Origin of the sequence: Cryobacterium sp. SO2, from assembly GCF_026151165.2 — a bacterium.
In the GTDB taxonomy this organism is placed as follows: Bacteria; Actinomycetota; Actinomycetes; order Actinomycetales; family Microbacteriaceae; genus Cryobacterium.
Genome location: NZ_CP117849.1, coordinates 1,043,018 through 1,067,182 on the forward strand (window position 1 = coordinate 1,043,018; position 24,165 = coordinate 1,067,182).

Below are 24,165 nucleotides of genomic sequence, written 5' to 3' on the forward strand. Positions count from 1 at the left end.
TTATTATCCCGGTAGAATCGATGCCATGGTCAGATTGCCGCTCACACCCGCAGAGGTCGAGCGCGGAGCGCGACTTGGCGCGCTGCTGCGTCAAGCCAGGGGAGAACGCTCGATGCTGCACACCGCCCTCGACGCGGGCGTCTCACCGGAGACGCTCCGGAAGATCGAATCCGGCCGGGTGGCGACCCCCGCCTTCCCGACCATCGCCGCGATCGCCGCGGTTCTCGGGCTCTCCCTCGACGTGGTCTGGGCCGAGATCAACTGACGAAGCGGGTGCTCAGGCGAGCACCTCGGCGAGCGGACGGAACGGGAGCGCGTGGGCGGCCGCGACCGGCGCGTTGGTGAGGACGCCGCCGTGGGTGTTCAGGCCCAACGCGAGGGCGGGGTCGGCCCGGAGGGCGTCGGCCCAGCCGTGGGCGGCGATGGCGCGCACGTAGGGCAGAGTGGCGTTCGTGAGGGCGTAGGTTGACGTGCTCGGCACGGCGCCCGGCATGTTCGCGACGCAATAGAACAGCGACCCGTGCACCGTGAACGTCGGGTCGGTGTGGGTGGTGGCGTGCGTGTCGGCGAAGCAGCCGCCCTGGTCGACCGCGATGTCCACGAGGACGCTGCCGGGCTTCATCCGGGAGACGAGGTCGTTGCTCACGAGCTTGGGCGCCTTGGCTCCGGGGATGAGCACCGACCCGATCACGAGGTCGGACTGTACCAATGCCGTGTCGATCTCGAAGGCGTTCGAGGCGATGGTCTTCACCCGGCCGTAGTACTGGGCATCCAACTCGCGCAGGCGGAATAGATTGGTGTCGAGCACGGTGACCTCGGCGCCGAGTCCCACGGCCACCTGCATGGCGGCGGTGCCGGCCACGCCGCCGCCGAGCACGGTGACCCGGGCCGGGTGGGTGCCGGGCACACCGGGTACGAGCAGGCCGGGCCCGCCATTGGGCTTGAGCATGGCGTTGGCCCCGACGATTGGCGCCAACCGGCCGGCCACCTCGCTCATCGGCGCCAGCAGCGGCAGGGCGCGGCCCGGCAGCTGAACGGTTTCGTAGGCGATCCCGGTCACTCCCGCGGCCAGGAGGGCCTCGGTGAGTCCGGCCTCGGCGGCCAGGTGCAGGTAGGTGAAGAGCACCAGGTCGTCACGGAAGTACCCGTACTCGCTCGCGACGGGCTCCTTCACCTTGAGCAGCAGCTCGGCGGCGGCCCAGGTGGACGCGGCATCCGGCATGATCGTGGCCCCTGCGGCCCGGTACTGCTCGTCGCTGATCGAGGAGCCGACGCCTGCCCCGGTCTGGATGAGCACCTCGTGGCCGTGCAGCACCAGGTCGTGCACGCCGGCCGGGGTGATCGCCACCCGGAACTCGTTGTTCTTGATCTCGGACGGTACTGCAACTCGCATGATGCTCCTGAGCCTGGATGGAGACGGCCTGGATGTGGACCGCCTGAACGGGATGCGCCGTTGTGGGGAACGACCCGGATGCACAGCCTACTGCGGGCGTTTCGCCGATTCCGAACGTAGCGGCCGGTCAAGAACGACGATATCGGTTGAAAATTGCGGGAATGTTAACGTTTTGATCATTTCATGGCGCGTTGGGCTCCGTCTGTGTCAGGATCGGTCCACTCGTCACGCAGCGGATCGGGCCGCGCAGATTGCCCGGCCGCTGAAGAATGCAAGGAGACCGACCATGACGCCCAGGCCGATGCCAGCAGACCCGATGATCCAGCAGCTCATCCGCCAGGCGCGGCAGGCGCAGATGGGCCGGCGCACCCTGCTGGCCGGTGCGGGAGCGGGAGCGGCGGCGCTGGCGCTCGCCGCGTGTTCGACGGGCAGCGCGGCCAAGCCGACCGCCGCGGCCGACACCTCTGCCAGCGACAAGACCCTGCGCTGGGACAACTGGGCGTTGTACATCGACGTCGACGACGCGGGAAATTACCCGACTCTTGAGGCGTTCACCGCCGAGACCGGCATCAAGGTGGCCTACACCGAGGCCGTGGACGACAACAACACCTACTACGGCAAGGTCAAGGACCAGCTGGCCCTGGGTAAAGACATCGGCGCCGACACCGTATGCCTCACCGACTGGATGGTCGGCCGGTTGGCCCGGTTCGGCTACCTGCAGGAACTCGACCACGCCAACATCCCCAACCTCGCTAATCTGCTGCCCACCCTCAAGGACGTGGACTTCGACCCCGGCCGCGCCCTCTCGGTGCCGTGGCAGGGCGGCTTGACCGGCATCTGCTGGAACAAGGAGAAGTTCCCCGACGGCATCAGTTCGGTGGATGAACTCTGGAGCAACGCCGAGCTCAAGGGCCGGGTCGGGGTGCTCTCGGAGATGCGCGACACCATGGGGCTGATCATGCTCGACCAGGGCGTCGACATCGCCGGCGAGTGGGGCGACGACGAGTTCACCGCGGCGATCGACGAGCTCAAGAAGCAGGTCAGCGACGGCCAGGTGCGCAACATCAAGGGCAACTCGTACAAGGAAGACCTGGTGAACGGCGACACCCTCGCCGCCATCGTCTGGTCGGGCGACATCGTGCAGCTCAACGCCGAGAACGGCGACAAGTGGGGCTTCGCGGTCCCGGAGAAGGGCGGCACCATCTGGAACGACAACTTCGTCGTGCCGATCGGCTCCGCGCACAAGGCCAACGCCGAGGCGCTGATCAACTACTACTACGACCCGGCGGTCGCCGCAGAGGTCGCCGCCTACGTGAACTACATCACCCCTGTCGCCGGCGCCAAGGAAGCGGCCATGGAGATAGACCCCGAGCTGGCCGACAACCCGCTGATCTTCCCCGACGACGCCACTCTCGCGAAGGCGAAGGTGTTCCGCACCCTCAGCGGCGCAGAGGAGCAGACCTACGGGGCGCAGTTCCAGAGCATCCTGCTGGGGGCCTGACCCGATGGTCACGGGAGCGTTCGCTGACCGCGGGGCCGACCTCGAACTGGTCGGCATCCAGAAACGGTTCCCCGGCTTCACCGCCATCGAACACCTCGACCTGGTCATCCCCGCCGGCTCGTTCTTCGCCCTGCTCGGGCCATCCGGCTGCGGCAAGACCACCACGCTGCGCCTGGTGGCCGGGCTGGAAGACCCCACCGACGGGCGCATCCTGATCGGTGGTCAGGACGTCACCGGCCAGAAGGCCTACCAACGGCCGGTCAACACGGTCTTTCAGAGTTACGCCCTGTTCCCGCACATGACGGTGCTCGAAAACGTGGCGTTCGGGCTGCGCCGGCGCAAGATCGCGGATGCGCACGGCTTGGCCCACGAGGCGCTCCGGCTGGTCGAACTCGACCACCTGGCCGCCCGCAAACCGGTGCAGCTGTCCGGCGGGCAGCAGCAGCGGGTGGCGCTGGCCCGCGCCATCGTGAACCGGCCCGCCCTGCTTCTGCTCGACGAACCGCTCGGCGCGCTCGACCTCAAGCTCCGGCGCCAGATGCAACTCGAACTCAAGAACATCCAGGAAGAGGTCGGTCTCACCTTCCTGCACGTCACCCACGACCAGGAGGAGGCCATGACCATGGCCGACACCATCGCCGTGATGAACAAGGGCCGGATCGAACAGATGGGCAGCCCCGAACTGCTCTACGAACTGCCGCGCACGGCGTTCGTCGCCAACTTCCTCGGTCAGTCCAACCTGTTCACCGGCCCGGTGGTGGGGGAGACCAGCACCTCGATCGCCGTCGACGTGGCCGGCCGCAGCATCGTGGTGCCCAAGGCGCGCTCGCACCGGCACGGCGGCGACGTCACCATCGGCGTGCGCCCGGAGAAGCTCAGCCTGCACCGGGACCTGCCGGCCCCGGACTCGGCGCACAACGTGATGGGCCCCGGCCGGGTGACGGATGTCTCCTTCACCGGTGTCAGCACCCAGTACCTGGTGGTTGTGCCCGGTGTCGGCACCCTGGTGGTGTTCGAGCAGAACCGAACCGCCGGCCCGGTCGAGGGTGAGGGTGACGAGGTTTGGGTGACCTGGAACGTTGAGCACGGCTTCGGGCTCGACGACGACCCGGCCGACCACGACCCGAAGTTCGTCGCAGACACCACCACCAAGAGCATCGCGGCGCAGCGGCGTGCCGCCCTCCTCACGGAGCTCGAGGAGGCCTAGGAATGGCCTTCGCCGCGTTCTCGACCACGGCCGCCCCGCCGACGGATGCGCCGCCGCGCCGCCGCAGCCCGGTGGCGCTGCTCCTGCTGCTGCCGGGCATCCTCTACCTGGTGCTGTTCTTCCTGGCCCCGCTGGTATCGCTCATCCTCACCTCGCTGCAGGCGCCGAGTGAATTCGGTGACATCGGCCAGTACAGCTACGCGTTCCGCTGGGAGAACTATGTCGAGGTGATCGAGCAGTACTGGCCGCACATCCTGCGCTCGTTCGGCTACGCGCTCATCGCCACTATCCTGGCGCTGCTGTTCAGCTACCCGCTGGCCTACTTCATCGGGGTCACCGCCCGGCGGTGGCCGCTGCTGCAGAGCCTGATGCTGGTGCTGGTGATCGCACCGTTCTTCATCAGCTTCCTGCTGCGCACCCTGGCCTGGAAGCAGCTGCTCTCCGACGAGTCGTTCCTGGTCACCTCGCTCAAGGCCGTGTCGCTGTTGTCCCCGGACGCGCACCTCACCGGCACGGCGTTCTCGGTGATCTTCGGTCTCACCTACAACTTCATCCCGTTCATGACCCTGCCGCTGTACACCACGCTCGAGCGGCTCGACCTGCGCTACCTCGAGGCCGGCAACGACCTCTACGCCAGCCCGTTCCAGGTCTTCCGAAAAGTCACCATCCCACTGTCGATGCCCGGCATCGTGGCGGGCACGCTGCTCACCTTCATTCCGGCGGCCGGTGATTACATCAACGCCAGCCGGGACTTCCTGGGCGGGGCGGACACTCAAATGATCGGTAACGTCATCGAGGCCAACTTCCTCGTGCTGCTGAACTACCCGGCGGCGGCGTCGCTGTCGATCATCCTGATGACCGTGATTCTGGTGATCGTGGCCGTCTACGTGAAGCGCTCGGGAACTGAGGAGCTGCTGTGACCCGTCTCTCGCTCGGAAAGTGGCTGTTGCCGCTGTACGCGGCGCTCGCGCTGATCTTCCTGATGGTGCCGATCGTGTACACCTTCATCTTCTCGTTCAACGATTCGCTCAAGTCGAACATCACCTGGCGGGGATTCACCCTCGACAAGTGGCTGAACGTGTGCGCGGTGCAGAACGGCGCCGTCTGCGAGGCCTTCGGCAACAGCCTGGTGATCGGGCTGGTCGCCACCGTGATCGCTACGACGCTGGGCACCATGATCGCCATCGCCCTCGTGCGCTACAGGTTCAAGTTCCGGGCTGGCACGAGCCTGCTGCTGTTCCTGCCGATGGCAACGCCCGAGGTCGTGCTCGGCGCCGGGCTCGCCGCGCAGTTCCTGTCGCTCGGCGTGCCCAAGGACATGCTCACGATCATCCTGGCGCACACGATGTTCTGCATCAGCTTCGTGGTGGTCACCGTCAAGGCCAGAGTCGCCGGCCTCGACCCGGCGCTCGAGGAAGCCGGCAGGGACCTGTACGGGTCACCGGCCCAGGTGTTCGCACGCGTGACGTTCCCCCTGCTGCTGCCGGGCATCCTCGCCGCCGCACTGCTGTCGTTCGCGCTGAGCTTCGACGACTTCATCATCACCAACTTCAACTCGGGTGCGGTGACCACGTTCCCCAAGTACATCTATATCTCGGCGTCGCGCGGCATCCCGGCGGAGGCCAATGTGATCGCCTCAGCCGTGTTCATCCTGGCGCTGGTGATCGTGGTCACCGCGCAGGTCTCCGCGGCGGCGCGCGCCAAGCGCCAGGCCCGCCTCGGCTAGCTCACACCTGGCCCGGGAGCCCGCGAGGGACTTACCACTGCATCTGTTCCCGAAGCGGACAATTGTTGCCGGCGCACCGGGCGCAATTGTCCGCATGGGCAACAGTTGGGACGTGATTGCGTAGCAGCCGGGGCGGGTTAGACGTAGCTGGCGCGGATCTGGCCGATGGGCTTGCCGCCGCCGAGCACGGCGAGCTTGAGCTCCGGCACGATCGCGTCGATGTCGGCGCGACGCACGGCGCCGGCATCCGCCAGCAGGCTCAGCGCCACGATGGTGGCCGCGCGCAGGTTGCCGTCGAGGATCTTGAGCGCCACCGTGGTGCCGTTCTCGGCGGAGGCCACCATGATGCCCTCGGCGCCGCCCTTGACGAACAGGCCCAGCCGCTCGATCGCGATCGAGTCCGGCAGCCCCGGCCCGGCAATGACCCAGCCGTTTTCGCGCACGGCTTCGGCGAGGAAGCCGGCCTCGCGGTAGATCGCGAACGGTGAGCTGGACTTGGAGGTGGCTATGCGGGCGATGCCGCGAGCCAGCGCAGTGAGCGACAGCGCGTGCACCGGGGCACCGCAGCCGTCGACACCCGAGGCCGTCGGGCGTTCGCCGGTGAAGCGCTCGACGACGTCGAGAATGCGCTTCTGCAACGGATGTTCAGGGTCGAGATACCCGGTGATGGGCCAGTGGTTCTGCACACAGGCAACGAGCATCGTCGCGTGCTTGCCGGAGCAGTCCGAGTAGATCGGGGCGGGGCCGGCGCCCTGGCGCACCAGGGAGTCCCGGGTGCCGGAGTCGCCCGGCCAGGTCGGCGTGCAGCCGAGGTCGGCCTCGGAGAGCCCGGCGCGGGCCAGGAGGCCGCGCACCAGGTCGGTGTGCTTCTGGGTGCCCGAGTGGCTGGACGTCGCGATCGCGGCATCTTCCCCACGCAGCACCACGCCGCTTGCCATGACCGCGATGGCCTGGAACGGTTTCATCGACGAGCGCGGGAACACCGGCGCGGTGACATCGCCGAGCGCACGCAGCACGGCGCCGTCGCTGCCGAGCACGACGGCCGCGCCGGCATGGCGGGACTCGATGAAGCCGGAGCGTTCCACGACGGCCAGCTCGACGGCGTCGATGACCTCGATGGTTCCCGCGCTGGCGGGGGCTGCCGCACCGAATGCGGCAGGCGACGTTGACGTCGACACGATTACAGCGTCGCCATCGCGTCGTCGATGACCGACAGCGCGTCGGCCAGCAGGGCATCCGTCACGGCCAGGCTGGGCAGGAACCTGAGCACGTTGCCGTAGGTGCCGGCCGTGAGCAGGAGCACCCCGTGTTGAGCCGCGTAGGCGGCGATCGCGGTCACGGCGGCGGCGTTGGGGGCCTTGGCCGTGTTCTGGGTGCCCGCCTCGACGAGTTCGATGGCGATCATGGCGCCGCGACCGCGGATGTCGCCGATGATGTCGTACTTGTCGGCCAGCGCGGTAAGACCGGCCACCAGGGTCTTCTCGATGCGCGCGCCCTCGGCCAGGAGGTTGTTGTGCTCGATCGCCTCGAACACGGCGATGGCGGCGGCGCAGGCGACGGGGTTGCCACCGAAGGTGCCGCCGAGCCCGCCGGGCTGCGACGCGTCGAGGATCTCGGCGCGACCGGTCACGGCGGCCAGCGGCATGCCGCCGGCGATGCCCTTGGCCACGAGCACCAGGTCCGGCTCCCAGCCGAAGTGCTCACTGGCGAAGTACCGGCCGGTGCGGGCCATCCCGCTCTGGATCTCATCGGCGATCATCACGACGCCGTTGGCGGTGCACCATTCCTGCAGCAGCACCAGGTAGCCCTCGGCGGGAACCATGAAGCCGCCCTCGCCCTGGATCGGTTCGACGACGAGGCAGGCGAGGTCGCTGGCGCCGATGACCTTCTCGAGGTAGGCGATGGTGCGGGCCGCGGCCTGCTCACCGGTGAGACCGTCGTGATACGGGTAGGAGTTCGGGGCGTGGTAGACGTCGCTGGCCAGCGGACCGTAGCCGGTGGCATACGGGGCGGCCTTGTAGTTCATTGCCATGGTGAGCACGGTGCGACCGTGATAGGCATGGTCGAGTACGGCGACGGCACGGCGGCCGGTGTACTTTCGGGCGATCTTCACACCGTTCTCCACGGCCTCGGCGCCCGAGTTGACGAGCACGGTCTTCTTGGCGAAGCTGCCCGGGGTGTGCGCGGCGAGGAGCTCGGCCACGTGCACGTACTCCTCGTACGGCGTGATGGTGAAGAGGGTGTGCACGAAGTCGTTGAGCTGGCCGGTCGCCGCAGCGACGACGCTGGTCTCGGTGTGCCCGATCGTTGTCACGCCGATGCCGGCACCCAGGTCGATGAACTGGTTGTCGTCGAGGTCCACGACGATGGCGCCGCTGGCCTTCTTGATGTACACCGGCAGGGCCGAGCTGACACCACTGGTCACCGCCGCCAGGCGTCGCTGATGCATCGCCGTCGATCGCGGGCCCGGAATGGCCGTCACGATCTTGCGTTCCTGGGTCACCGTGTAGACCGGGGACGAGGGCGTGGGAGCGGCTGCGGAATCAGTCAACGTGTCAGTCATGATCCGGCCAGTTTACCGCCAGGGGGAGCGAGCGCCGGGGCTATTCCCTGCGAGAATTGTCAGTAAACGTGAAACCCGAAGGAGACACCATGATCGGTGCACATCATTACGCGGTGCAGATCCAATGGACCGGCAATCGGGGCACGGGCACCAGCAGCTATCGGGCTTACGGCCGGGAACACACCCTGTCGTCGCCCGGCAAGGAGCAGATCCTCGGATCGGCTGATCGGGCCTTCCACGGCAACGCCGACCGCTGGAACCCAGAGGAGCTGCTCCTGGCCGCCCTCAGCCAGTGCCACCTACTGTCGTACCTGCACGTGGCCGTGAATCACGGCGTGGTCGTGCTCGCCTACGCCGACGACGCCATCGGCACCATGGCGCAGACCGCGGATGGCGGTGGCCACTTCACCGCCGCCACCCTGCGCCCTCGCGTCACCATCGCCGACCCGGCCCAGGTGGAGCTGGCCCAGTCCCTGCACGCGGAGGCGGCCAAGGCCTGCTTCATCGCGGCCTCGGTCAACTTCCCGGTCGGCCACGAGCCGATCGTCATCGTCGCCGAGCCCGCCACCCTGCTGTGACCGACGAATCCACCACCGGCCCCGCGCCGGTGGTGCGACTCGTGCTGCTCGACACCGTCGTGTTGCGGGCCCTGCTGCAGCACGACCGCGCTGCGGCGGGGGCGCGCACCGGGCTGGTGTTTCCAGGTTTCTTCGACAGCCAGGACTGGCTGTGGCGGCTGCACATCGACCGGATGCACGATCAGCCGGAGTCGACCGGCTGGCTGGCCCGCGCGGTCGTCGATCAGGCCACGGGTGAGGTCGTCGGGCATGCCGGTTTCCACTTCCAGCCGGATGCCGACGGCATGGTGGAGATCGGCTACACGATCCTGCCCGATCGCCGCGGCCGCGGCCTGGCACAGGCGACGGTCACCGAGCTGCTGGCCTTCGCCGCGGCGGATCCGCGGGTGCGCACGGTGCGAGCCAGCGTCAGCCCCGACAACGCGGCCTCCCTCGCCGTGATCGCCCACCACGGTTTCCGCCACACCGGTGAGCAGTGGGACGACGAGGACGGGCTCGAGCTGCTCTTCGAGCGCACGCCCCGCTAGCACCGGCCGCGCACGCAGAACCGGCGAAAGCGGCCCCGTGGTTGCCTCCGCTGAACGGGGTGACCACTGGACCGCTTTCGCGAGATGCTTCGCTTACTTCTGGCTGGCCGCGAACAGGGTGAAGGCCTCTTCGAGCACCGAGGCGGCGTCGTCGATGAGGGCTTCGGAAATGACCACGGACGGCATGATCCGCAGCACGGAGTCCCAGCTGCCGGCATCCAGTGCGATGACGCCGTTGGTGGTGGCGTGCTTGAGCACGAACGACAGTGCCTCGGGGAACGGCTTCTTGGTGCCGGGGTGCACAAGCTCCACGCCGAACATGGCGCCCTTGCCGCGCACGTCGCCGACGATGTCGAATTTGTCGGCCCAGTCGCCGATGCGGGCCCACAGAGCCTTTTCCACGCGCTTGGCTTCGTCGAGCAGGTTGTCGCGCTCGATGATGTCGAACACCGCCAGGGCGGCCGCGGTCGACACCGGGTTGCCGCCGAAGGTTCCGCCGATGCCGCCGGGCTGCACGGCATCCATGATCTCGGCGCGACCGGTGACGGCGGCCAGCGGGAAGCCGCCGGCGATGCCCTTGGCCGTGGTGACCAGGTCGGGCACAACGCCGTGGTGCTCGATGGCGTACCAGGCGCCGGTGCGGGCGATGCCGGCCTGGATCTCGTCGGAAACGAAGACGATGCCGTTCTCGGTGCAGAACTCGCTCAGGCGCTTGAAGTAGCCGGGGGCGGGGATGACGATGCCGCCGTCGCCCTGGATCGGCTCGACGAAGAACGCCGCGATCTCGGAGGCGCCGATGTGCGTCTGGATGTAGTCGATGGTCTTCTCGGCCGCTTCCTCGCCGGACAGGCCGTCCTGGTAGGGGTAGCTGGTGGGCACGCTGTAGATCTCACCGGGGAACGGGCCCATGCCCACGCGCTCCGGCCACGGGCGGTAGGTCATCGCCATGGTGAGGTTGGTGCGGCCGTGGAACGCGTGGTCCAGGCTCACGATGGCACGGCGGCCGGTGTACTTGCGGGCGATCTTCACCGCGTTCTCCACGGCTTCGGCTCCGGTGTTCACCAGAATCGAGTGCTTCTCGAAGTCACCGGGGGTGATCTCGGCGAGCTTCTCGGCCACACGCACGTAGTTCTCGTACGGGGTGACGGTGAAAAGCGTGTGGGTGAGCTTGCCGGCCTGCATCGCGGCGGCCGCAGCCACCTCGGGGTGGGCGTGGCCGATCGTGGTCACGCCGATACCGCAACCCAGGTCGATGATCTGGTTGCCGTCGACGTCGACCAGGATCGCCCCCGCGCCGTGGTCCATGTAGATGTTGGCAAGGGTGCCCGCGCCGGCAGACACGGCGCGAACGCGTCGTTCCTGCAGCGCGATTGACCGTGGGCCCGGGAGGGCGGTGACGAGCTTGCGCTCCTGGCTGACCGAGAAGGAAGAAGACATGCCCCCCAGCTTACGGATGTCGGCTGGGTTGGCGCCCCAGCCCGGGCTCCGGCGCGGCCGCTGCTAGGGTTCGGGCATGGTGGGTGCTGGCGCGGACGGTGGACCGAAGACCGGCACCGAGCTCATCGTTTCGCACATCACCGCAGTGGTTGTTGCCGCTGTGATCCTGCCCGTGGCCTATCTGGCCTGGCGGGACCCGCTCATCATGTCCAACGCAATTCTGGGGCCGGACGATCCGGTCATCGTCCGGGCAGCGCTGTCATATGTGCTGTACACCGCCGTGGTCGGAGCATCCCTGACGGTGTTGACCTCGATGCGGTTCCGTACAAGCCGACGACGGATATGCGCAGCCTGGGGCGCCAAAACTGCGATTGTCGAACTGGGGCTCCTTTTAGGCCTGTACCTGATCCTCATGCTTGCCTTTCTCCAGATCGAGTGGTCCACACCCCCGACGGCGCGCCAGCTCGTTGCGCGGGATGCCCGGTATTACCTGCCCGCAATCACGTTCATCACCTACGCTGGCGCGTTGGCCTGGGGCCTCTTCTCACGTTCAACGACGGTGGCGAGACGCACGTGTCTCCTTCGGCTGGCCGTGGGGGCGGTTGCAGCTGCTCTACCTGGCGTACTCGCGGCGGCATGGTTCGTCTGTAGAAGTTGACGGCTGCACGCCACAATTCTTATTCGCCATTCCATCGGTCAATGGAGGTGGCCGCCGTGCCTGGCCCGAATATCTTCGTATCGATCTGGATTGTGAACGGGGACTCGACGGCTGCCTCGTGGATCAACCTGGTCGACTCGTTGATCACCCGGGTCGCATCCGGGCTGGCCTCGTCGGCGATTCGGGTGACACCGATCACGCCGACGCCGACGTCTGGTCGCGCACCGATCATCGGGAGTGGGACATCCGTGGGCCAGGTCGCCTGCAGGTCAGCGCCGAGGTGTTCGGCTGTTGCGGTGTATTCGGCATCCGTGAACCCGGCATGCTCAATGATTTGCGCCTGCTGCCCCGTCGAGTCGACCGCATCCAGGACCGCGGGGACCGCCTCATCGGTGAAACCGACGACGGGTTTGTGTTCGCTGTCGAAGTAGAAGAATGCGAAGTCGTTGGGGAAAGACTCCAAGACCGGACCCACAGCCGATGCGAATTCTTGGTTCGGTATAGCCGCGATTTCGATCTCGTCGGGCGTGAGCGAGTCGGCAGTCGAGGCTGCGGTCGGTTCAACGCCCGCAACGGAAGCCGCCGCGCAACCGGACAATGCCAACGCCGTCAATCCGGCGCCGACTCCCCAGGAAGCCAATTTCTTCATTGTTGCTCCTCTTATGTGGTGGGTCTACAGCGAGAGACGCGTTCATTAGTGAATGTCCGGCGTGGGCCCAGGAGTTCCGATCTATCCCGAATTGGGGTGGTGCGCAGTTGATTTTGTGTGCGGCCGGAACGCTCGCTCTGCCCATACACTGCTCACAAGGCCGAGCGTCACACACGAGGGGTTTCGGATGCGCAAGGTGAGCAGACTGTTTCATTCGATCTGGGGAGCTGGGGTGCGGGTGTCCCGCCGGCTGCTGCATGGTAGACAGTTGCCAGCTGACCCCTTCGGGCTGCCTGCCACGGGAGGCACGGGCGAATCGGAGTAGGTCAGGAATCTCCTGATTCGGACCACCGGTAAGGATCCGTCAGTTCCATAGGTCGACCTTCTGCCGATTGAATCGGTCGCGGACATAAAGACCCGCCAACGCGACACGGAACACCCGCCCTAGGCTGACGACATGGACGGCTCAGCAAACCCTCTTCTTCCGGCGGGATACGACGTCGCGTGGACAATCGTCTCGGCGTTGATGATCGTGCTGCTGGTCGTCGCTCTCGTCTCGATGGCCCGATCCGCTGGGCGCATTACGGCGACGGCCGCGCTGGTCTGGGCGCTCCTGGTTATCTGTGTGCCCGTCGTAGGGCCCATAGCGTGGCTCGCCGTGGGCTGGCGGTCTGGGCTCGTACGAACACCGGCTATCAAGGGCGAATAGCCCCACTACTGGCGCGCCGGGGCTCAGGCTGGCAAATGGGAGCGGGTCGGGAATGTCTTGATTCGGACCGCCAGCAAGGATCCGTCAGTTCCATAGGGCGATTCCAGGAGTACGAGACGGCGCGTGGGGCGCTAGGTGAACGGATGATGAAGAAGTCCGCCCTGAACGCATGCCCGGGCCTCAAAGGGCCATAGATTGAGCGCATGACGGCTTACAGAGTGCGCCGGGTAGTCGCTGGATTTGCTGTTGCTGCGGCCGTTCTTGGTGGAACAGCTGCCTGTGCCGCCGAGTCAGAGATCGACGTCATCATGAACTGTCTGGACGATGCTGGTGTCACGTATTCCGTTGAAGATGGTGCTGTCGTCGTCGACCAGTATGCCGAGGAAGATTCCGACCGGACGTCGAAGGCGGCGCGAGCGTGCTTGGACCTGATCGACGGCAGCTAACCCGGCCGGCATAGAAGTTTCGAAACTTGTCTGAGCCATGACCCACAGGGCGTCACCTCCGGCCGGCAGATACCACTCGGGTTTCCGGGCTGGCCCTCGGGGCGAGGCGGTGCCGCTGCTCGATGGACCGGCCCCACGCGGTTCCCGCGAGTATCAGGACGATGCCGACGTATCCCGCGAGCGTCACCGTGTCACGAGCGATCGTGACTCCGACGATCGCAGCCCAGATGGGCTCAGTTCCGAGAAGGAGGCTCACTCGCGAGGGCGAGGTGCGCCGCACCGCCCAGGTTTGCACCAGGAACGCGAAGACCGTGCAGACCACGACGAGGTAGAGGAACAGGGCCGCGCGGCCGGGGTCGAGGCGGGCCAGAAAGTGCGGGATCGAGTCGCCGTAGAACAGTGACGCCACCGAGAAGAACGTCGCACAGGTGGCCAGTTGCACTGTGGTGAGATGCAGCGAGTTCATCGGAGTGTGGCCGGTGAGGCTGAACATCGAGGTGACGTGCACGGCCCGGACGATGGCCGCGACGAGGATGAGCAGGTCGCCGACGCTGGGCGGTTGGAAGGCGCCGTTGCCGGCGAGCAATCCAACCCCGCCGATTGCGATCAACGCGGCCAAGAGGAATCTGCCGGGCAGTCGCCGACCCGACACCGCGGCATCCAGAATCGGCGTGAACACAATCGTCAGGCTAATGATGAGTCCGGCATTCGTGGCCGACGTCTTGGCTATCCCGAACGTTTCGAAGGCGAACACTGCGGCCAACACGCTCCCGAGCAGCACACCCGCGCGCAGTTCCGCTGCAGTGATCCGGGTACGCCGTGCAGCGACAATCGCTGCCATTAGGGCCGCAGCGAGCAGCATCCGCAGCGCGAGGAGTGCCACCACTGACTCTGGCGTGATGAGTTCTTTGGCCACGAGGTAGGTGGACCCCCACGACGCGGCGACCAGGAGCAGGAGCAGGTCGACGCGGAAGTGGCTGAGGAGAGCAGTCATCGCACCATCGTCCAGTCAGACTTCCCATAAGACAAGAGACCGGTTTTGTGTCGGATGCTTTAGTTTGAACTTATGGAATTGGGTCAGCTTCGTGCACTGAGAGAGTTGGGCGACCGGGGCAGCATCGCCGCCGTCGCAGCGGCGCTGTACGTGACGCCCTCGTCGGTCTCGCAACAGATCAGCGCTCTGCAACGCCACTCGGCCGCACCACTCACCTACAAAGACGGGCGGCGGACCGCGCTGACCGACGCGGGGCGGGCCCTGGCGCTGGCCGCGATCGAGGTGGAAGTGGCGCTCGAACGCGCCGAACAGGCGGTGGCCCGTTTCCAGGATGATCAGTTGGGCACCGTGTCCGTGGTGGCCTTCCACAGTGTGGGCCTGGCCGTCTTCGGGCCGCTGATAGCCGCGTGCGCGAGCCCCGACCGGCCCGACGTCAGGCTGAGCGATTTCGACGTGGCTCAGGAGCACTTCCCCCTGCTCACGGCCGACTACGATCTGGTCCTCGCCCACAGGCTGGTCGGCAGCCCGCCCTGGCCGGAGTCGGTGCGGGTGGAACCGCTCCTGTACGAGCCTCTGGATATCGCCGTGCGACGCGATCACCCGCTCGCGGCGAAAGCCGCGATCGAACCGGCGGATCTCCACGACGAGGCCTGGGTTGCCGTGCACGAAGGGTTCCCGCTCAAGCAGGCCCTCTCCGTGATCGCGGGACTCGGCGGGAGTGAGGCACGCATCCTGCACCGGATCAACGAGTTCTCCGTTGCCGCCTCGGTCGTCGAAGCGAGCGGACGCCTGGCCCTAATGCCTCGTTACACGACCGACCTACGTGACCACCCCGAGCTGGTCCTGCGTCCGCTCGCACACCCCGGCCTGGGCCGGCACATCGACTGCCTGGCTCGACCGGAAACCCTGGAGCGCACCAACGCGAAGGCGGTCCTGTCGCAGATCAGGACGATAGCGTTGGCGCTGACTCGGTGACGATAGCCGGATACCGTCGCGCCAGGCGCAGGATGGGCCTCGGCCGCGTTACTCGACGACTGCGGCGAGCTGACCGATAACCGTGCCCCAGCCGTCGTGGAAGCCGAGCTCCTCGTGCTGGTTCCGGTCGGCGACGTTGCGGTGCATGGCCGTGGCGGTGTATTCGGTGCCGTCGGGGTGGTCCGCCATGGTCATGACGGCGGTCACGAAGGCGGCCTCGGACGGACGCCAGCCGGCCACGAGGGCATCCGTGAAGATGATGCGTTCGAGCTCGTCGACGGCGAGGAAGCAGCCGGTGATATGCGGGCCGAACTCGACACCGTCGTCGCTGATCTCGGTGCGGAAGGAACCGCCCGGCCGCAGGTCCATCTCGCGCACCCGGCAGATCGTCGGCGCCGGCACCCACCACTTTTCGAAGCTGACCGGGTCGACCCACGCGTTCCAGACGGCGGCGCGCGGGGCCCTGATGATGCGGGAGACGGTGAGGTCGAGTTCGGGGTGGGCGGATGCGGTCATGCGGGAGTCTCCTTGTCGTGGTGAGGCGGGCGCGGCCAAAGTTAGCCGCAGCCCGACGCTCAGCGCAAGAGAAGCGAGCGGTTAGCGGCGCTCACGCCACCAGAGGGCGCGGGTGACCCGCTGCACCACGGTGGTGGGCGGTGATTCGTTGTAGCTGTGCGCGAGTTCCTGGCCGGTGAGATCGTGGATCGCGGCCATGATCTCGTCGGTGGCCCGGCGACGTGCACGGCCGGAGTCGGCGGTGCCGTGCCCGCTCACGTCGATGGGCTCGCCGAATTTGACGCTGATGCGACGGATGCGCGGCATCTTCGAGCCCACCGGCATGATCTCCTGCGTGCCGATCAGGCCAACGGGCACAACCACGGCGCCGGTGGTGAGGGCAAGCCAGCCCACGCCGGTGCGGCCGCGGTAGAGCCGGCCGTCGAGCGAACGGGTGCCCTCCGGATAGATGGCGAAGGCGCTGTCGGCGTCGAGGATGTCCTTGCCGGCGTCGAGCGCATCCTGCGCGGCCTGGCCGGCACCGCGTTCGACGCCGACGGCGCCGATCGAGGTGAAGAATTGGCGTGACACCCAGCCCTTGAAACCGGTGCCGGTGAAGTATGTGGACTTGGCCAGGAACTGCACGCGACGTGGCGCGGTGAGCGGGATGACGATGCTGTCGATGAATGACAGGTGGTTGCTGGCCAGGATGACGCGGCCCTCGCGGGGGATGTTCTCCTTGCCGGTGATGCGGGGCCGGAAGACCAGGCGCGCGATGGGCGCCATGATGCCGTAACCGAGGAAGTAGACGAAGCCGGGCCGCTTGGTTTTGGCGGGCAACTCGACGATCTCGTCGGCGGCCGGCACCTGTTCGACGGGAGTCCCCGGCGCGGTTTCGGGCTCGGATGCTGGGTCGTGCTTGGCTCCGGTCACTCAACGACCCTACAGCGCTGGCTCGTCGCCGCCGGTATATACCCGCCGTGCGCCTACCATGGGGGCGTGCAGCGAATCATCATTCTCGGGTCCACGGGCTCGATCGGAACCCAGGCGCTCGACGTCATCAAGGCCAACCCCACCCGGTTCGAGGTGGTCGGCCTGTCGGCCGGCAGCAACCGCGACTTGCTGGCCGAACAGGCCGCCGCCTTCAACGTCGACGACACCGCCGTGGGCGCGGCCGAGGCCGAGCAGTTGGTGCGGGATGTCGACGCCGACGTCGTGCTCAACGGCATCACCGGTTCGGTGGGCCTGGGCCCGACCCTTGCAGCTCTCAAGGCCGGCCGCACCCTGGCCCTGGCCAACAAGGAATCCCTCATCGTGGGCGGCGACCTGGTCAAGGCGCTTGCCGCACCCGGCCAGATTGTGCCCGTCGACTCCGAGCACTCCGCGATCGCGCAGGCTCTGCGCTCCGGCACGGCCGACGAGGTACGCCGGCTGGTGCTCACCGCCTCCGGCGGGCCGTTCCGTGGCCGCACGCGTGCCCAGCTGGCCGACGTGACCCCGCGGGAGGCCCTGGCGCACCCCACCTGGGACATGGGCCTGGTCATCACCACGAACTCCGCGACCCTGGTGAACAAGGGACTCGAGATCATCGAGGCGCACCTGCTCTTCGATGTGCCGTACGAGAGCATCGACGTCGTCGTGCACCCTCAGTCGCTCATCCACTCCATGGTCGAGTTCATCGACGGCTCCACCATCGCTCAGGCGTCGCCGCCGAACATGCGCCTGCCCATTTCGCTGGGCCTGGACTGGCCGAACCGGGTGGCCGCCGTGGGCGTGCCGATCGACTGGACCACCCCGCACACCTGGACCTTCGAACCGCTCGACGACGAGGCGTTCCCCGCCGTGGAGCTGGCCAAGCAGGTCGGCCGGGCCCGTGGCACCTACCCGGCCGTGTTCAACGCGTCGAACGAGCAGGCTGTACTGGCCTTCCACGCCGGGCGGATCGGCTACCTCGACATCGTCGACACCGTGCAGCGGGTCGTCGAGGCCCACGAGACCGAAGGCGAGCTCACCCTCGAGTCCCTCGCCGAGGCGGAACGCTGGGCCCGCGCCGCCGCCGACACCATCATCGACGCGCTGGCGCGCTGACCACTCGTTACCGGCGGTAGCTCTCCGCCACAGTGATCAGGGCGTCATCCCACGGCGTCGAGGCGACGCCGAGCTCCCGCTCGGTCTCGGCCGAGTCGATCACGTACGGCACCTGGAACTGATAGCTGGACTTGTAGACCTCGCGCATCAGCGGGCTCACCGCGCCGAGCGAACGCAGCATCCACTCCGGGTAGCCGGCGACGACACCGTGGCTGCCGTAGTGCGCGTTCAGCTGGTCGGCGATCTCGGTGCGGCTGTGGGCGCCGCTCGGCACGTGCCAGACCCGGCCCCACGACCCGGCGTATCCGGCCGCGGCGATCATCGTGGCGGCGATATCCGGCACGAAGCTCCAGCTGTGCACGAGGTCGGGCCGGCCCACCACGCGCGCGGTCTTGGACGCCAGCACCGAGCTGAAGAACCCCTGTCCGAGGTGGGCGGTTCCGCTCACGCCGGCCCCGAAGTAGTCGCTCGCGCGCACCTCCACGGCCTGAATCTCACCGCGGTCGTGCGCGTCGAGTACCCGGTGCCACCCCTCGCGGCGAATGATGCCCTTGGACTCCGTGGTGGTCTCGGGCGAATGCTCGGTCATCGGTCCGGTGGGCGAGCCGTAGGGGTAGAGGTTGCCCATTACGACCAGGCGGGCGCCGGTGACGGATGCCGCGGCGATAGCCGCCGCGAACACGGGCGGCCAGCGCCTGGCCCAGTCCGGGTATGGGGGATTGCTGCACAGGAAGATGGTCTGCATCCGCTCGGCAGCCAGGCAGAAGGCCACGGGGTCTGACGCGTCGAGCACGACGGAGGTGGCCCCGGCCAGGGCGGTGCCGGAGCGGGTGGCCAGGGTGACGTCGTCGCCACGGGCGACGAGCTGGCGGGCGAGTTCGCCGCCGATCCAGCCGGCTCCGACGATGAGGTGCTGGGGCATGGATCCTCCGGGAGAGTGGGCCGACGGGGACAGGCTAGCGGTTGGGGAGCCGCGCCGCGCCCCCAATTCGCGCGGAGTGTCAGCCCTGGCCGGGGTTGTCGCTGCCGGGACCGCCGGGGTTGTCGTCTGGTGCGCCCGTGGGGTCGGGGTCAGGAGTGGGGTCGGGCCCGGGCGTCGCCGGCGGCTCGGCGGGCCGTGTTGGTTCGGCCGTTGGCTCGGATGGTGTCGGCTCGGGGGTGGCCGTGGCCGGCTGGGTCGGGGTGGGAGTCGGCGTGGCCGAGTCCTGCGGCTCGGGGGTTTGGGTCGGCGGGTCGTCGGAGCTGCCGGGATCGGGAGTCGCGGTGTCGCGCGGAGTGGTGGTGGACGGCGTCGACGCCGTGAGCGCGGCGAGGAGGTCGGCGTCGACGAGGGCGATGGCGGCTTGGATCCTGGCCGCTTGAGCGTCGGTGAGCCTGCCATCGTCCGCGGCGGCGCTGAGTGCGGCTTTCAGGTCGGCCAGGTCGCTCTGGGCGCCCGCGAAGTCGCCGGCGGCGGCGGCCGCTGTCACCGACAGCACCGCGGTCTGCAGTTGCGCCGTCGTGGCGGCAGGCCCGGCGGCCGGACCGCTTGTGCAGCCCACCAGCGTGACGGCGACCACGACAGCGGCCGCCGCAGCCGAGCGGATGCGGGCACCCAACCCTCCGGGACGACGCCGGGTCACGGGTCCACGCTTTCCTGCAGCTCCTGGAGGTGTTCCCCGAGCTGCCCGTCGACCGCGGGGTAGGCGGGCGGATCCGGGGCCGGCGCCGCTCCGGGCACGACGAACAGCACGGCGATCACGGTGAGTAGGGCCACCAGGATCCCGCCGATCACCACCGGCCAGCGGCGCGGGGGAGCGGTCGCCCTGGTCGGCGTTGTGGCCTCTGCCCTGATCGGTTTGGCCGGGTCCGGCATCCGCTGCGACGTGGGCGAGGGCGGTGCCGGCAGCGCCAGAACGAGAGTCGGCACGTCTGCCGGCGGTGCGGCTACCTGAGGCGCATCAACCGGCGGCGCATCAACCGGCGACACTTCAACCGGCGGAACCAGGGCGAGCAGGCGAACGGCAGCGTCGGCGGGCCGCAGCCGATCCTCGGCCGCGCGGGCGGTCATCCCGGTCAACAGCTCATGCCACTGCCGGCCGAGCCGGTCGGGTATCTCCGGTTGCCGCTGCAGCCGGGCCAGAGCGGATTCGACGGCCGTGCCGGGGTAGCAGTGCTCCCCGGTGAGGCACTCGAGCAACACCAGCCCGAGGGAGTACACGTCGGTGGCCGGACCGACGGGCAGGCCGCCGGCCTGCTCCGGGCTGAGGTAGCCGGCCGTGCCGATCACGGTGCCGGCCTCGGTGCGATGCGCGGCGTCGAACAACCGAGCGATGCCGAAGTCGGCGAGTTTGGCCCTGGCAATCCTGCCGGGAAAATCCGCCGGCGCCAGCAACACATTCGCGGGCTTGATGTCGCGGTGGATGATGCCCAGGGAGGCCATGTAGTGCAGGGCCTCGCAGAGGTCGGCACCCAGCCGCGCAACCTCGCCGGGGCTCAACGCACCGTCCAGGAGACGGCTGCGCAAATCCGTGCCGGCCACGTACTCGGTCACGATGAACGGGCGCGAGCTGTTCCCGATCACCGCGTTGCCCGCGTCATAGAGCGTGACGAGGGCGAAATGGTTGAGGTGGGCCAGCACCGCCACCTCGTCACTGTGCCGGGCCGCCCCGGCGCCGCCGACCGGATCGATCCCGAGCAGCTTGACGGCAACCGTGCGGCCGAGGGCCAGATCAGCCGCCTGATAGACCGCCGCCATCCCGCCCGAACCGATCAGACGGTCGAGGCGGTACCGATTCGCGAGGGTGAGTCCGAGCGCGGGATCGGTTCGCGTCGGTTCGCGAATCGGCTCGGTTGATGTCGTCAGGCTGGCCTCCTGATCTCTGGACGCAGCAATTCTTTGTCAACGTCCGCCGACAGTCAAGGCCGCACGGTTACAGGTCGACCGCTAGTCGCAGTTGTCCTTCTTCTTGCACGCGCCGGTCTGCGTCTTGTCCTTGCCCGGCTTCTCCGGCGTGGCCGGGACCGGGGCGTCGTCGTCGCTGTCGCTGTCGTCCGACGTGCTGACCGGCTCCGGGGTGGCGGTCTCCACCGGAACGCTCGCCGCGATCGATGCGGCGAGATCTGCCTCGACGAGGTCGATGGCGGCCTGGATCTCGGCGGCCCGCGCCGCCGTGACGGTGTCGGCGGCGGATGCGGCACTCAGCGCCGCCTGCACCGTGCCGAGCTCGGACTGCGCCGTCGCGAAGTCGCCGGCTGCGGCGGCGGTGCTCACCGCGAGCACGCCGGTCTGCAGTTCGACAGCGCTGCCGGCGGTGAGCGGTGGGGTGTCGCCGGCGCAGCCGGTGAGCAGGCCGCCGGCCAGGCCGATGCCGGCCACGGCCATCAGCAGCCGGATGCGGAAGGGTCGGGTGGCGCTCATGGGTTCACGCTCTCCTGGAGCTGCTGGAGGTGGGTACCGAGATCGCCGTCGACTGCGGGGTAGCCGGGCGGTTCCGGCGCCGGGTCTGCGGGCTGCACCAGGAACACCAGGGCGATCGCCGCGACCAGGGCCACGAGAACCCCGATGATCAGCGGTCGGCGGCCGACCCTGGCGAGGGAGCGCCGACGGGCCGGGGAGCCGGCCGCAACGATCGTGGCCGGGGCGGGGTCCAGCCGCGCAGTCTGGTCCAGTCGTTCGGTGTCCGCGGTGGGGTCGGCCGGTTCGGCGCGGGGGAGCACCCGCGTGGGCTCGTCGCCGAAGCCGGTCATGAGCGCGGTCGCCTCCTCGGCGGGAGTCAGCGCCGGGGCGGGAACGGTCTCGGCCGAACCGGCCGGAACGAGCTCGCGCAGACGCACCGCGGCATCCGCGGACGTCAGACGGTCGGCCGGGTCGCGGGCGGTCATGCCGGCGAGCACGGCGCACCATTCGGTGCCGAGCTCGGCGGGGATCTCCGGCTGGCGCTGCAGCCGGGCCATGGCCGATTCGATCGCCGTGCCCGGGTAGCTGCGGGTGGCGGTGAGGCTCTCGAGCAGCACTAGACCCAGCGAATACACGTCGCTGGGCGGTCCGATCGGCTGGCCGAGCGCCTGCTCCGGGCTGAGGTAGCCGGCCGTGCCGAGAACCGCGCCGGTGCTGGTGAGGCGGGTGGCGTCGAACAGCCTGGCGATGCCGAAGTCGGCCAGTTTCGCGTGCGAGACCCGGCCGGGGAAGTCCGACGGGGCCAGCAGCACGTTGGCGGGCTTGATGTCGCGGTGGATGATGCCCTTGGCGTGCACGTAGTGCAGCGCCTCGGCCAGGTCGGCGCCCATCCTGGCGACCTCGGCGGGGGCAACGGCGCCGTCGCCGATGCGGCTGCGCAGGTCGGAGCCGTCGACGTACTCCATCACGATGAAGGAGCGGGTGACGCCGGCGACGTTCTCGGTGCCGGCGTCGAACAGGGTGACCAGGGCGAAGTGGTTGAGGCTGGCCAGCACCATCACCTCGCCGCTCTGCCGCTGCGGACCCGAATCGTCGGCGGTGTCCATCCGGAACAGCTTGAGCGCGACGGTGCGGCCCAGTGCCAGGTCGGCGGCCTCATAGACGGTGGCCATGCCGCCGGTGCCGATCAACCTGTCCAGGCGGAACCTGTCGGCGAGGACCAGCCCGACCAGGGCGTCCGACCGCGACGGATCGTGCAGCGGTTCGGTCGGAGCAGACAGGGCGGGCCTCCAGGGCAGTGATATCGGGTCGATCTCGGGTGCGGGCAAGGCTCAGGCATAGCGTGGTGCCAGTCAACGACCAGCAGCCTTGCAGCTAGAGAAGGCTAATCTACGACTGTGGAAACCGTGCTTCTGTATATTCTGGGCGTCGCCGTGGTCGTTGTCGGCCTCGCGCTCTCTATCGGCCTGCACGAGATCGGCCACCTGGTGCCAGCCAAGCTGTTCGGCGTCAAGGTCACCCAGTACATGATCGGCTTCGGACCCACGCTGTGGTCCAAGCGTAAGGGCGAAACCGAGTACGGCGTCAAGGCCATCCCCCTCGGCGGTTATATCTCGATGATCGGCATGTTCCCGCCCGCGAAGGACGGCGCTGCCGCCCGCCCCAACAGCACCGGGTTCTTCAACCAGCTCGTGCAGGAGGGCGAACCGGCCAAAAAAACCGGCGCCCTGGGCACCATGGCCGACGACGCCAGGCAAGCCAGCGCAGACACCATCGGTGAGGGCGAGGACCACCGCGCGTTCTACCGACTGCCGGTGTTCAAGCGCGTCATCATCATGCTCGGCGGGCCGACCATGAACCTGCTCATCGCCGTTGTGCTCTTCGGGGTGCTCCTGATGGGCTTCGGCACCACCCAGGCCAGCACCACGGTGGGCAGCGTCAGCGCCTGCGTGCTGCCGGCCACCAGCGACCGGCAGACCTGCGCGGACGGCGACGAAGCCGCGCCGGGCGCCGCCGCCGGCCTCAAGCCCGGCGACCGACTGGTGAGCATCGACGGCACCACGATCACCAGCTGGGACCAGTCCACCGCCATCATCCGCGAGTCCTCGGGCACGCCCCTGCAGGTGGTCGTCGAACGCGACGGCGCCGAGCAGACCCTGGTGATCACCCCCAAGCTCACCGAGCGTTACGTGACGGATGCCGACGGCAACGTCGTCACCGACGCCGACGGCACCCAGCAGACCACCGAGGTCGGCTTCGTGGGCATCGGCCCGGCCGGCGAACTCGTGCAGCAGCCCATCACCGCCGTGCTGCCGGCCGTCGGCGAGAACATCTCCGGCGTGTTCCACATGATCCTGAACCTGCCGCAGCGCCTGATCGACGTGGCCAACGCCGCGTTCGGGCCGGGGGAGCGCGACCCGAACGGCCCGATCAGCGTCGTCGGCGTCGGCCGTGTCGCCGGCGAGATCGCCAGCATCGACACCATCCCGATCCAGAGCAAGGTCGCGAGCATGATCGGCCTGCTCGCCTCGCTCAACATCGCCCTGTTCGTGTTCAACCTGGTGCCGCTCATGCCGCTGGACGGTGGCCACGTGGCCGGGGCGCTCTGGGAGGGCATCCGCCGCTGGTTCGCCAAGCTGTTCAAACGCCGCGACCCTGGCCCCGTCGACACTGCCAAGCTGATGCCGCTCACCTTCGCCGTCGTGATCGTGCTCGGCGGCATGAGCCTGCTGCTGATCTACGCCGACATCGTCAAGCCGGTCAACCTGTTCGGTTGACCCTCGGCCGACACCCGGCCGGCTCCGTGAGCCGTTCGGGAAGGGTTCAGCTTCACGGGATCG

General features: G+C 68.2%; 26 protein-coding genes. 13 read left to right on the forward strand and 13 right to left on the reverse strand.

All coding sequences use genetic code 11. The features are described from left to right. Positions 1-25: 25 nt before the first annotated feature. Complete coding sequence (locus BJQ94_RS04775; RefSeq protein WP_265400927.1) at positions 26-265, forward strand: helix-turn-helix transcriptional regulator; 240 nt, start codon at positions 26-28, stop codon at positions 263-265. A gap of 12 nt (positions 266-277) precedes the next feature. Here BJQ94_RS04775 and ald read toward each other — a convergent pair whose 3' ends face one another. Continuing rightward, the gene (ald, locus tag BJQ94_RS04780) at positions 278-1,393 is read right to left on the reverse strand and encodes an alanine dehydrogenase (protein ID WP_265400928.1); all 1,116 of its coding nucleotides are present in this window, start codon (positions 1,391-1,393) and stop codon (positions 278-280) included. A gap of 286 nt (positions 1,394-1,679) precedes the next feature. Here ald and BJQ94_RS04785 point away from each other — a divergent pair, with 286 nt between their 5' ends. The 4 genes from BJQ94_RS04785 to BJQ94_RS04800 are packed head-to-tail and all read left to right on the forward strand — an operon-like array spanning position 1,680 to position 5,827. After that, positions 1,680-2,894: a spermidine/putrescine ABC transporter substrate-binding protein gene (locus tag BJQ94_RS04785; RefSeq protein WP_265400929.1), complete on the forward strand. Its 1,215-nt coding sequence runs from the start codon at positions 1,680-1,682 to the stop codon at positions 2,892-2,894. A gap of 4 nt (positions 2,895-2,898) precedes the next feature. Next, positions 2,899-4,101 carry an ABC transporter ATP-binding protein gene (locus tag BJQ94_RS04790; RefSeq protein ID WP_265400930.1) on the forward strand — a complete coding sequence of 401 codons (1,203 nt, stop codon included), beginning with the start codon at positions 2,899-2,901 and terminating at the stop codon, positions 4,099-4,101. A gap of 2 nt (positions 4,102-4,103) precedes the next feature. Then, positions 4,104-5,021 (forward strand): ABC transporter permease, encoded by a 918-nt coding sequence (locus tag BJQ94_RS04795; RefSeq protein ID WP_265400931.1) that lies wholly within the window; start codon positions 4,104-4,106, stop codon positions 5,019-5,021. Continuing rightward, positions 5,018-5,827, forward strand: a complete 810-nt coding sequence (locus BJQ94_RS04800) for an ABC transporter permease (protein ID WP_265400932.1) — start codon at positions 5,018-5,020, stop codon at positions 5,825-5,827. The genes BJQ94_RS04795 and BJQ94_RS04800 overlap by 4 nt, the downstream gene beginning before the upstream one ends. Before the next feature lie 137 nt (positions 5,828-5,964). Here the strand turns inward: BJQ94_RS04800 and BJQ94_RS04805 are convergent, their stop codons facing one another. Together BJQ94_RS04805 and gabT are read right to left on the reverse strand one after the other, a co-directional pair. Next, positions 5,965-7,005 (reverse strand): asparaginase, encoded by a 1,041-nt coding sequence (locus tag BJQ94_RS04805; protein ID WP_265400933.1) that lies wholly within the window; start codon positions 7,003-7,005, stop codon positions 5,965-5,967. A 2-nt stretch (positions 7,006-7,007) separates the two neighbouring features. Then, the gene (gene gabT, locus BJQ94_RS04810; protein ID WP_265400934.1) at positions 7,008-8,390 is read right to left on the reverse strand and encodes a 4-aminobutyrate--2-oxoglutarate transaminase; all 1,383 of its coding nucleotides are present in this window, start codon (positions 8,388-8,390) and stop codon (positions 7,008-7,010) included. A gap of 89 nt (positions 8,391-8,479) precedes the next feature. On the opposite strand from gabT, the gene BJQ94_RS04815 reads away from it, so the two are divergent. Together BJQ94_RS04815 and BJQ94_RS04820 are read left to right on the forward strand one after the other, a co-directional pair. Next, on the forward strand, positions 8,480-8,968 hold the full coding sequence (locus tag BJQ94_RS04815) for an OsmC family protein (RefSeq protein WP_265400935.1): 489 nt from the start codon (positions 8,480-8,482) through the stop codon (positions 8,966-8,968). After that, positions 8,965-9,495, forward strand: a complete 531-nt coding sequence (locus tag BJQ94_RS04820; protein ID WP_265400936.1) for a GNAT family N-acetyltransferase — start codon at positions 8,965-8,967, stop codon at positions 9,493-9,495. The genes BJQ94_RS04815 and BJQ94_RS04820 overlap by 4 nt, the downstream gene beginning before the upstream one ends. A gap of 93 nt (positions 9,496-9,588) precedes the next feature. Here the strand turns inward: BJQ94_RS04820 and BJQ94_RS04825 are convergent, their stop codons facing one another. Then, positions 9,589-10,932 carry an aminotransferase class III-fold pyridoxal phosphate-dependent enzyme gene (locus BJQ94_RS04825; protein ID WP_265400937.1) on the reverse strand — a complete coding sequence of 448 codons (1,344 nt, stop codon included), beginning with the start codon at positions 10,930-10,932 and terminating at the stop codon, positions 9,589-9,591. Between the two features lie 76 nt (positions 10,933-11,008). On the opposite strand from BJQ94_RS04825, the gene BJQ94_RS04830 reads away from it, so the two are divergent. After that, on the forward strand, positions 11,009-11,590 hold the full coding sequence (locus BJQ94_RS04830) for a hypothetical protein (RefSeq protein ID WP_265400938.1): 582 nt from the start codon (positions 11,009-11,011) through the stop codon (positions 11,588-11,590). A gap of 19 nt (positions 11,591-11,609) precedes the next feature. On the opposite strand, the gene BJQ94_RS04835 is transcribed toward BJQ94_RS04830, so the two are convergent. Continuing rightward, positions 11,610-12,239, reverse strand: a complete 630-nt coding sequence (locus BJQ94_RS04835) for a hypothetical protein (RefSeq protein WP_265400939.1) — start codon at positions 12,237-12,239, stop codon at positions 11,610-11,612. A 457-nt stretch (positions 12,240-12,696) separates the two neighbouring features. Here BJQ94_RS04835 and BJQ94_RS04840 point away from each other — a divergent pair, with 457 nt between their 5' ends. Continuing rightward, the gene (locus BJQ94_RS04840) at positions 12,697-12,948 is read left to right on the forward strand and encodes a PLDc N-terminal domain-containing protein (RefSeq protein WP_265400940.1); all 252 of its coding nucleotides are present in this window, start codon (positions 12,697-12,699) and stop codon (positions 12,946-12,948) included. 203 nt (positions 12,949-13,151) lie between these two features. Then, complete coding sequence (locus tag BJQ94_RS04845) at positions 13,152-13,394, forward strand: hypothetical protein (RefSeq protein WP_265400941.1); 243 nt, start codon at positions 13,152-13,154, stop codon at positions 13,392-13,394. 52 nt (positions 13,395-13,446) lie between these two features. Here the strand turns inward: BJQ94_RS04845 and BJQ94_RS04850 are convergent, their stop codons facing one another. Next, on the reverse strand, positions 13,447-14,388 hold the full coding sequence (locus BJQ94_RS04850; protein ID WP_265400942.1) for a DMT family transporter: 942 nt from the start codon (positions 14,386-14,388) through the stop codon (positions 13,447-13,449). Positions 14,389-14,460: 72 nt separating this feature from the next. Here BJQ94_RS04850 and BJQ94_RS04855 point away from each other — a divergent pair, with 72 nt between their 5' ends. Further along, entirely contained in the window at positions 14,461-15,363 is a 903-nt protein-coding gene (locus BJQ94_RS04855; protein ID WP_265400943.1) for a LysR family transcriptional regulator, read from the forward strand. Between the two features lie 48 nt (positions 15,364-15,411). On the opposite strand, the gene BJQ94_RS04860 is transcribed toward BJQ94_RS04855, so the two are convergent. Together BJQ94_RS04860 and BJQ94_RS04865 are read right to left on the reverse strand one after the other, a co-directional pair. Further along, positions 15,412-15,879: an SRPBCC family protein gene (locus BJQ94_RS04860; protein ID WP_265400944.1), complete on the reverse strand. Its 468-nt coding sequence runs from the start codon at positions 15,877-15,879 to the stop codon at positions 15,412-15,414. A gap of 81 nt (positions 15,880-15,960) precedes the next feature. After that, on the reverse strand, positions 15,961-16,644 hold the full coding sequence (locus BJQ94_RS04865; RefSeq protein ID WP_265400966.1) for a lysophospholipid acyltransferase family protein: 684 nt from the start codon (positions 16,642-16,644) through the stop codon (positions 15,961-15,963). A gap of 213 nt (positions 16,645-16,857) precedes the next feature. On the opposite strand from BJQ94_RS04865, the gene BJQ94_RS04870 reads away from it, so the two are divergent. Further along, positions 16,858-17,946 carry a 1-deoxy-D-xylulose-5-phosphate reductoisomerase gene (locus BJQ94_RS04870; protein WP_265400945.1) on the forward strand — a complete coding sequence of 363 codons (1,089 nt, stop codon included), beginning with the start codon at positions 16,858-16,860 and terminating at the stop codon, positions 17,944-17,946. A 7-nt stretch (positions 17,947-17,953) separates the two neighbouring features. Here the strand turns inward: BJQ94_RS04870 and BJQ94_RS04875 are convergent, their stop codons facing one another. The 5 genes from BJQ94_RS04875 to BJQ94_RS04895 all read right to left on the reverse strand — a co-directional run bounded on the left by BJQ94_RS04875 (position 17,954) and on the right by BJQ94_RS04895 (position 22,653). Next, positions 17,954-18,868, reverse strand: a complete 915-nt coding sequence (locus BJQ94_RS04875; RefSeq protein WP_265400946.1) for an NAD-dependent epimerase/dehydratase family protein — start codon at positions 18,866-18,868, stop codon at positions 17,954-17,956. Between the two features lie 79 nt (positions 18,869-18,947). Beyond that, on the reverse strand, positions 18,948-19,568 hold the full coding sequence (locus BJQ94_RS04880; RefSeq protein ID WP_265400947.1) for a hypothetical protein: 621 nt from the start codon (positions 19,566-19,568) through the stop codon (positions 18,948-18,950). Next, the gene (locus BJQ94_RS04885; RefSeq protein WP_345893498.1) at positions 19,565-20,821 is read right to left on the reverse strand and encodes a protein kinase; all 1,257 of its coding nucleotides are present in this window, start codon (positions 20,819-20,821) and stop codon (positions 19,565-19,567) included. The genes BJQ94_RS04880 and BJQ94_RS04885 overlap by 4 nt, the downstream gene beginning before the upstream one ends. A 51-nt stretch (positions 20,822-20,872) precedes the next feature. Further along, positions 20,873-21,346, reverse strand: coding sequence for a hypothetical protein (locus BJQ94_RS04890; protein ID WP_265400948.1), 474 nt, complete (start codon positions 21,344-21,346; stop codon positions 20,873-20,875). Beyond that, complete coding sequence (locus BJQ94_RS04895; protein WP_265400949.1) at positions 21,343-22,653, reverse strand: protein kinase; 1,311 nt, start codon at positions 22,651-22,653, stop codon at positions 21,343-21,345. Before BJQ94_RS04895 ends, BJQ94_RS04890 begins: the two co-directional genes overlap by 4 nt. 69 nt (positions 22,654-22,722) lie before the next feature. Between BJQ94_RS04895 and BJQ94_RS04900 the strand changes: the two genes are divergently transcribed. Then, the gene (locus BJQ94_RS04900; RefSeq protein WP_265400950.1) at positions 22,723-24,102 is read left to right on the forward strand and encodes a site-2 protease family protein; all 1,380 of its coding nucleotides are present in this window, start codon (positions 22,723-22,725) and stop codon (positions 24,100-24,102) included. Positions 24,103-24,165 lie beyond the last annotated feature (63 nt).

Bases quoted from the DNA above. Each gene is read 5' to 3' on its own strand.
- BJQ94_RS04775 (WP_265400927.1), top strand. From the start codon at position 26: ATGGTCAGATTGCCGCTCACACCCGCAGAGGTCGAGCGCGGAGCGCGA.
- ald (WP_265400928.1), bottom strand. From the start codon at position 1,393: ATGCGAGTTGCAGTACCGTCCGAGATCAAGAACAACGAGTTCCGGGTG.
- BJQ94_RS04785 (WP_265400929.1), top strand. From the start codon at position 1,680: ATGACGCCCAGGCCGATGCCAGCAGACCCGATGATCCAGCAGCTCATC.
- BJQ94_RS04790 (WP_265400930.1), top strand. From the start codon at position 2,899: ATGGTCACGGGAGCGTTCGCTGACCGCGGGGCCGACCTCGAACTGGTC.
- BJQ94_RS04795 (WP_265400931.1), top strand. From the start codon at position 4,104: ATGGCCTTCGCCGCGTTCTCGACCACGGCCGCCCCGCCGACGGATGCG.
- gabT (WP_265400934.1), bottom strand. From the start codon at position 8,390: ATGACTGACACGTTGACTGATTCCGCAGCCGCTCCCACGCCCTCGTCC.
- BJQ94_RS04815 (WP_265400935.1), top strand. From the start codon at position 8,480: ATGATCGGTGCACATCATTACGCGGTGCAGATCCAATGGACCGGCAAT.
- BJQ94_RS04825 (WP_265400937.1), bottom strand. From the start codon at position 10,932: ATGTCTTCTTCCTTCTCGGTCAGCCAGGAGCGCAAGCTCGTCACCGCC.
- BJQ94_RS04830 (WP_265400938.1), top strand. From the start codon at position 11,009: ATGGTGGGTGCTGGCGCGGACGGTGGACCGAAGACCGGCACCGAGCTC.
- BJQ94_RS04835 (WP_265400939.1), bottom strand. From the start codon at position 12,239: ATGAAGAAATTGGCTTCCTGGGGAGTCGGCGCCGGATTGACGGCGTTG.
- BJQ94_RS04840 (WP_265400940.1), top strand. From the start codon at position 12,697: ATGGACGGCTCAGCAAACCCTCTTCTTCCGGCGGGATACGACGTCGCG.
- BJQ94_RS04845 (WP_265400941.1), top strand. From the start codon at position 13,152: ATGACGGCTTACAGAGTGCGCCGGGTAGTCGCTGGATTTGCTGTTGCT.
- BJQ94_RS04850 (WP_265400942.1), bottom strand. From the start codon at position 14,388: ATGACTGCTCTCCTCAGCCACTTCCGCGTCGACCTGCTCCTGCTCCTG.
- BJQ94_RS04855 (WP_265400943.1), top strand. From the start codon at position 14,461: ATGGAATTGGGTCAGCTTCGTGCACTGAGAGAGTTGGGCGACCGGGGC.
- BJQ94_RS04860 (WP_265400944.1), bottom strand. From the start codon at position 15,879: ATGACCGCATCCGCCCACCCCGAACTCGACCTCACCGTCTCCCGCATC.
- BJQ94_RS04865 (WP_265400966.1), bottom strand. From the start codon at position 16,644: ATGGCGCCCATCGCGCGCCTGGTCTTCCGGCCCCGCATCACCGGCAAG.
- BJQ94_RS04875 (WP_265400946.1), bottom strand. From the start codon at position 18,868: ATGCCCCAGCACCTCATCGTCGGAGCCGGCTGGATCGGCGGCGAACTC.
- BJQ94_RS04890 (WP_265400948.1), bottom strand. From the start codon at position 21,346: ATGAGCGCCACCCGACCCTTCCGCATCCGGCTGCTGATGGCCGTGGCC.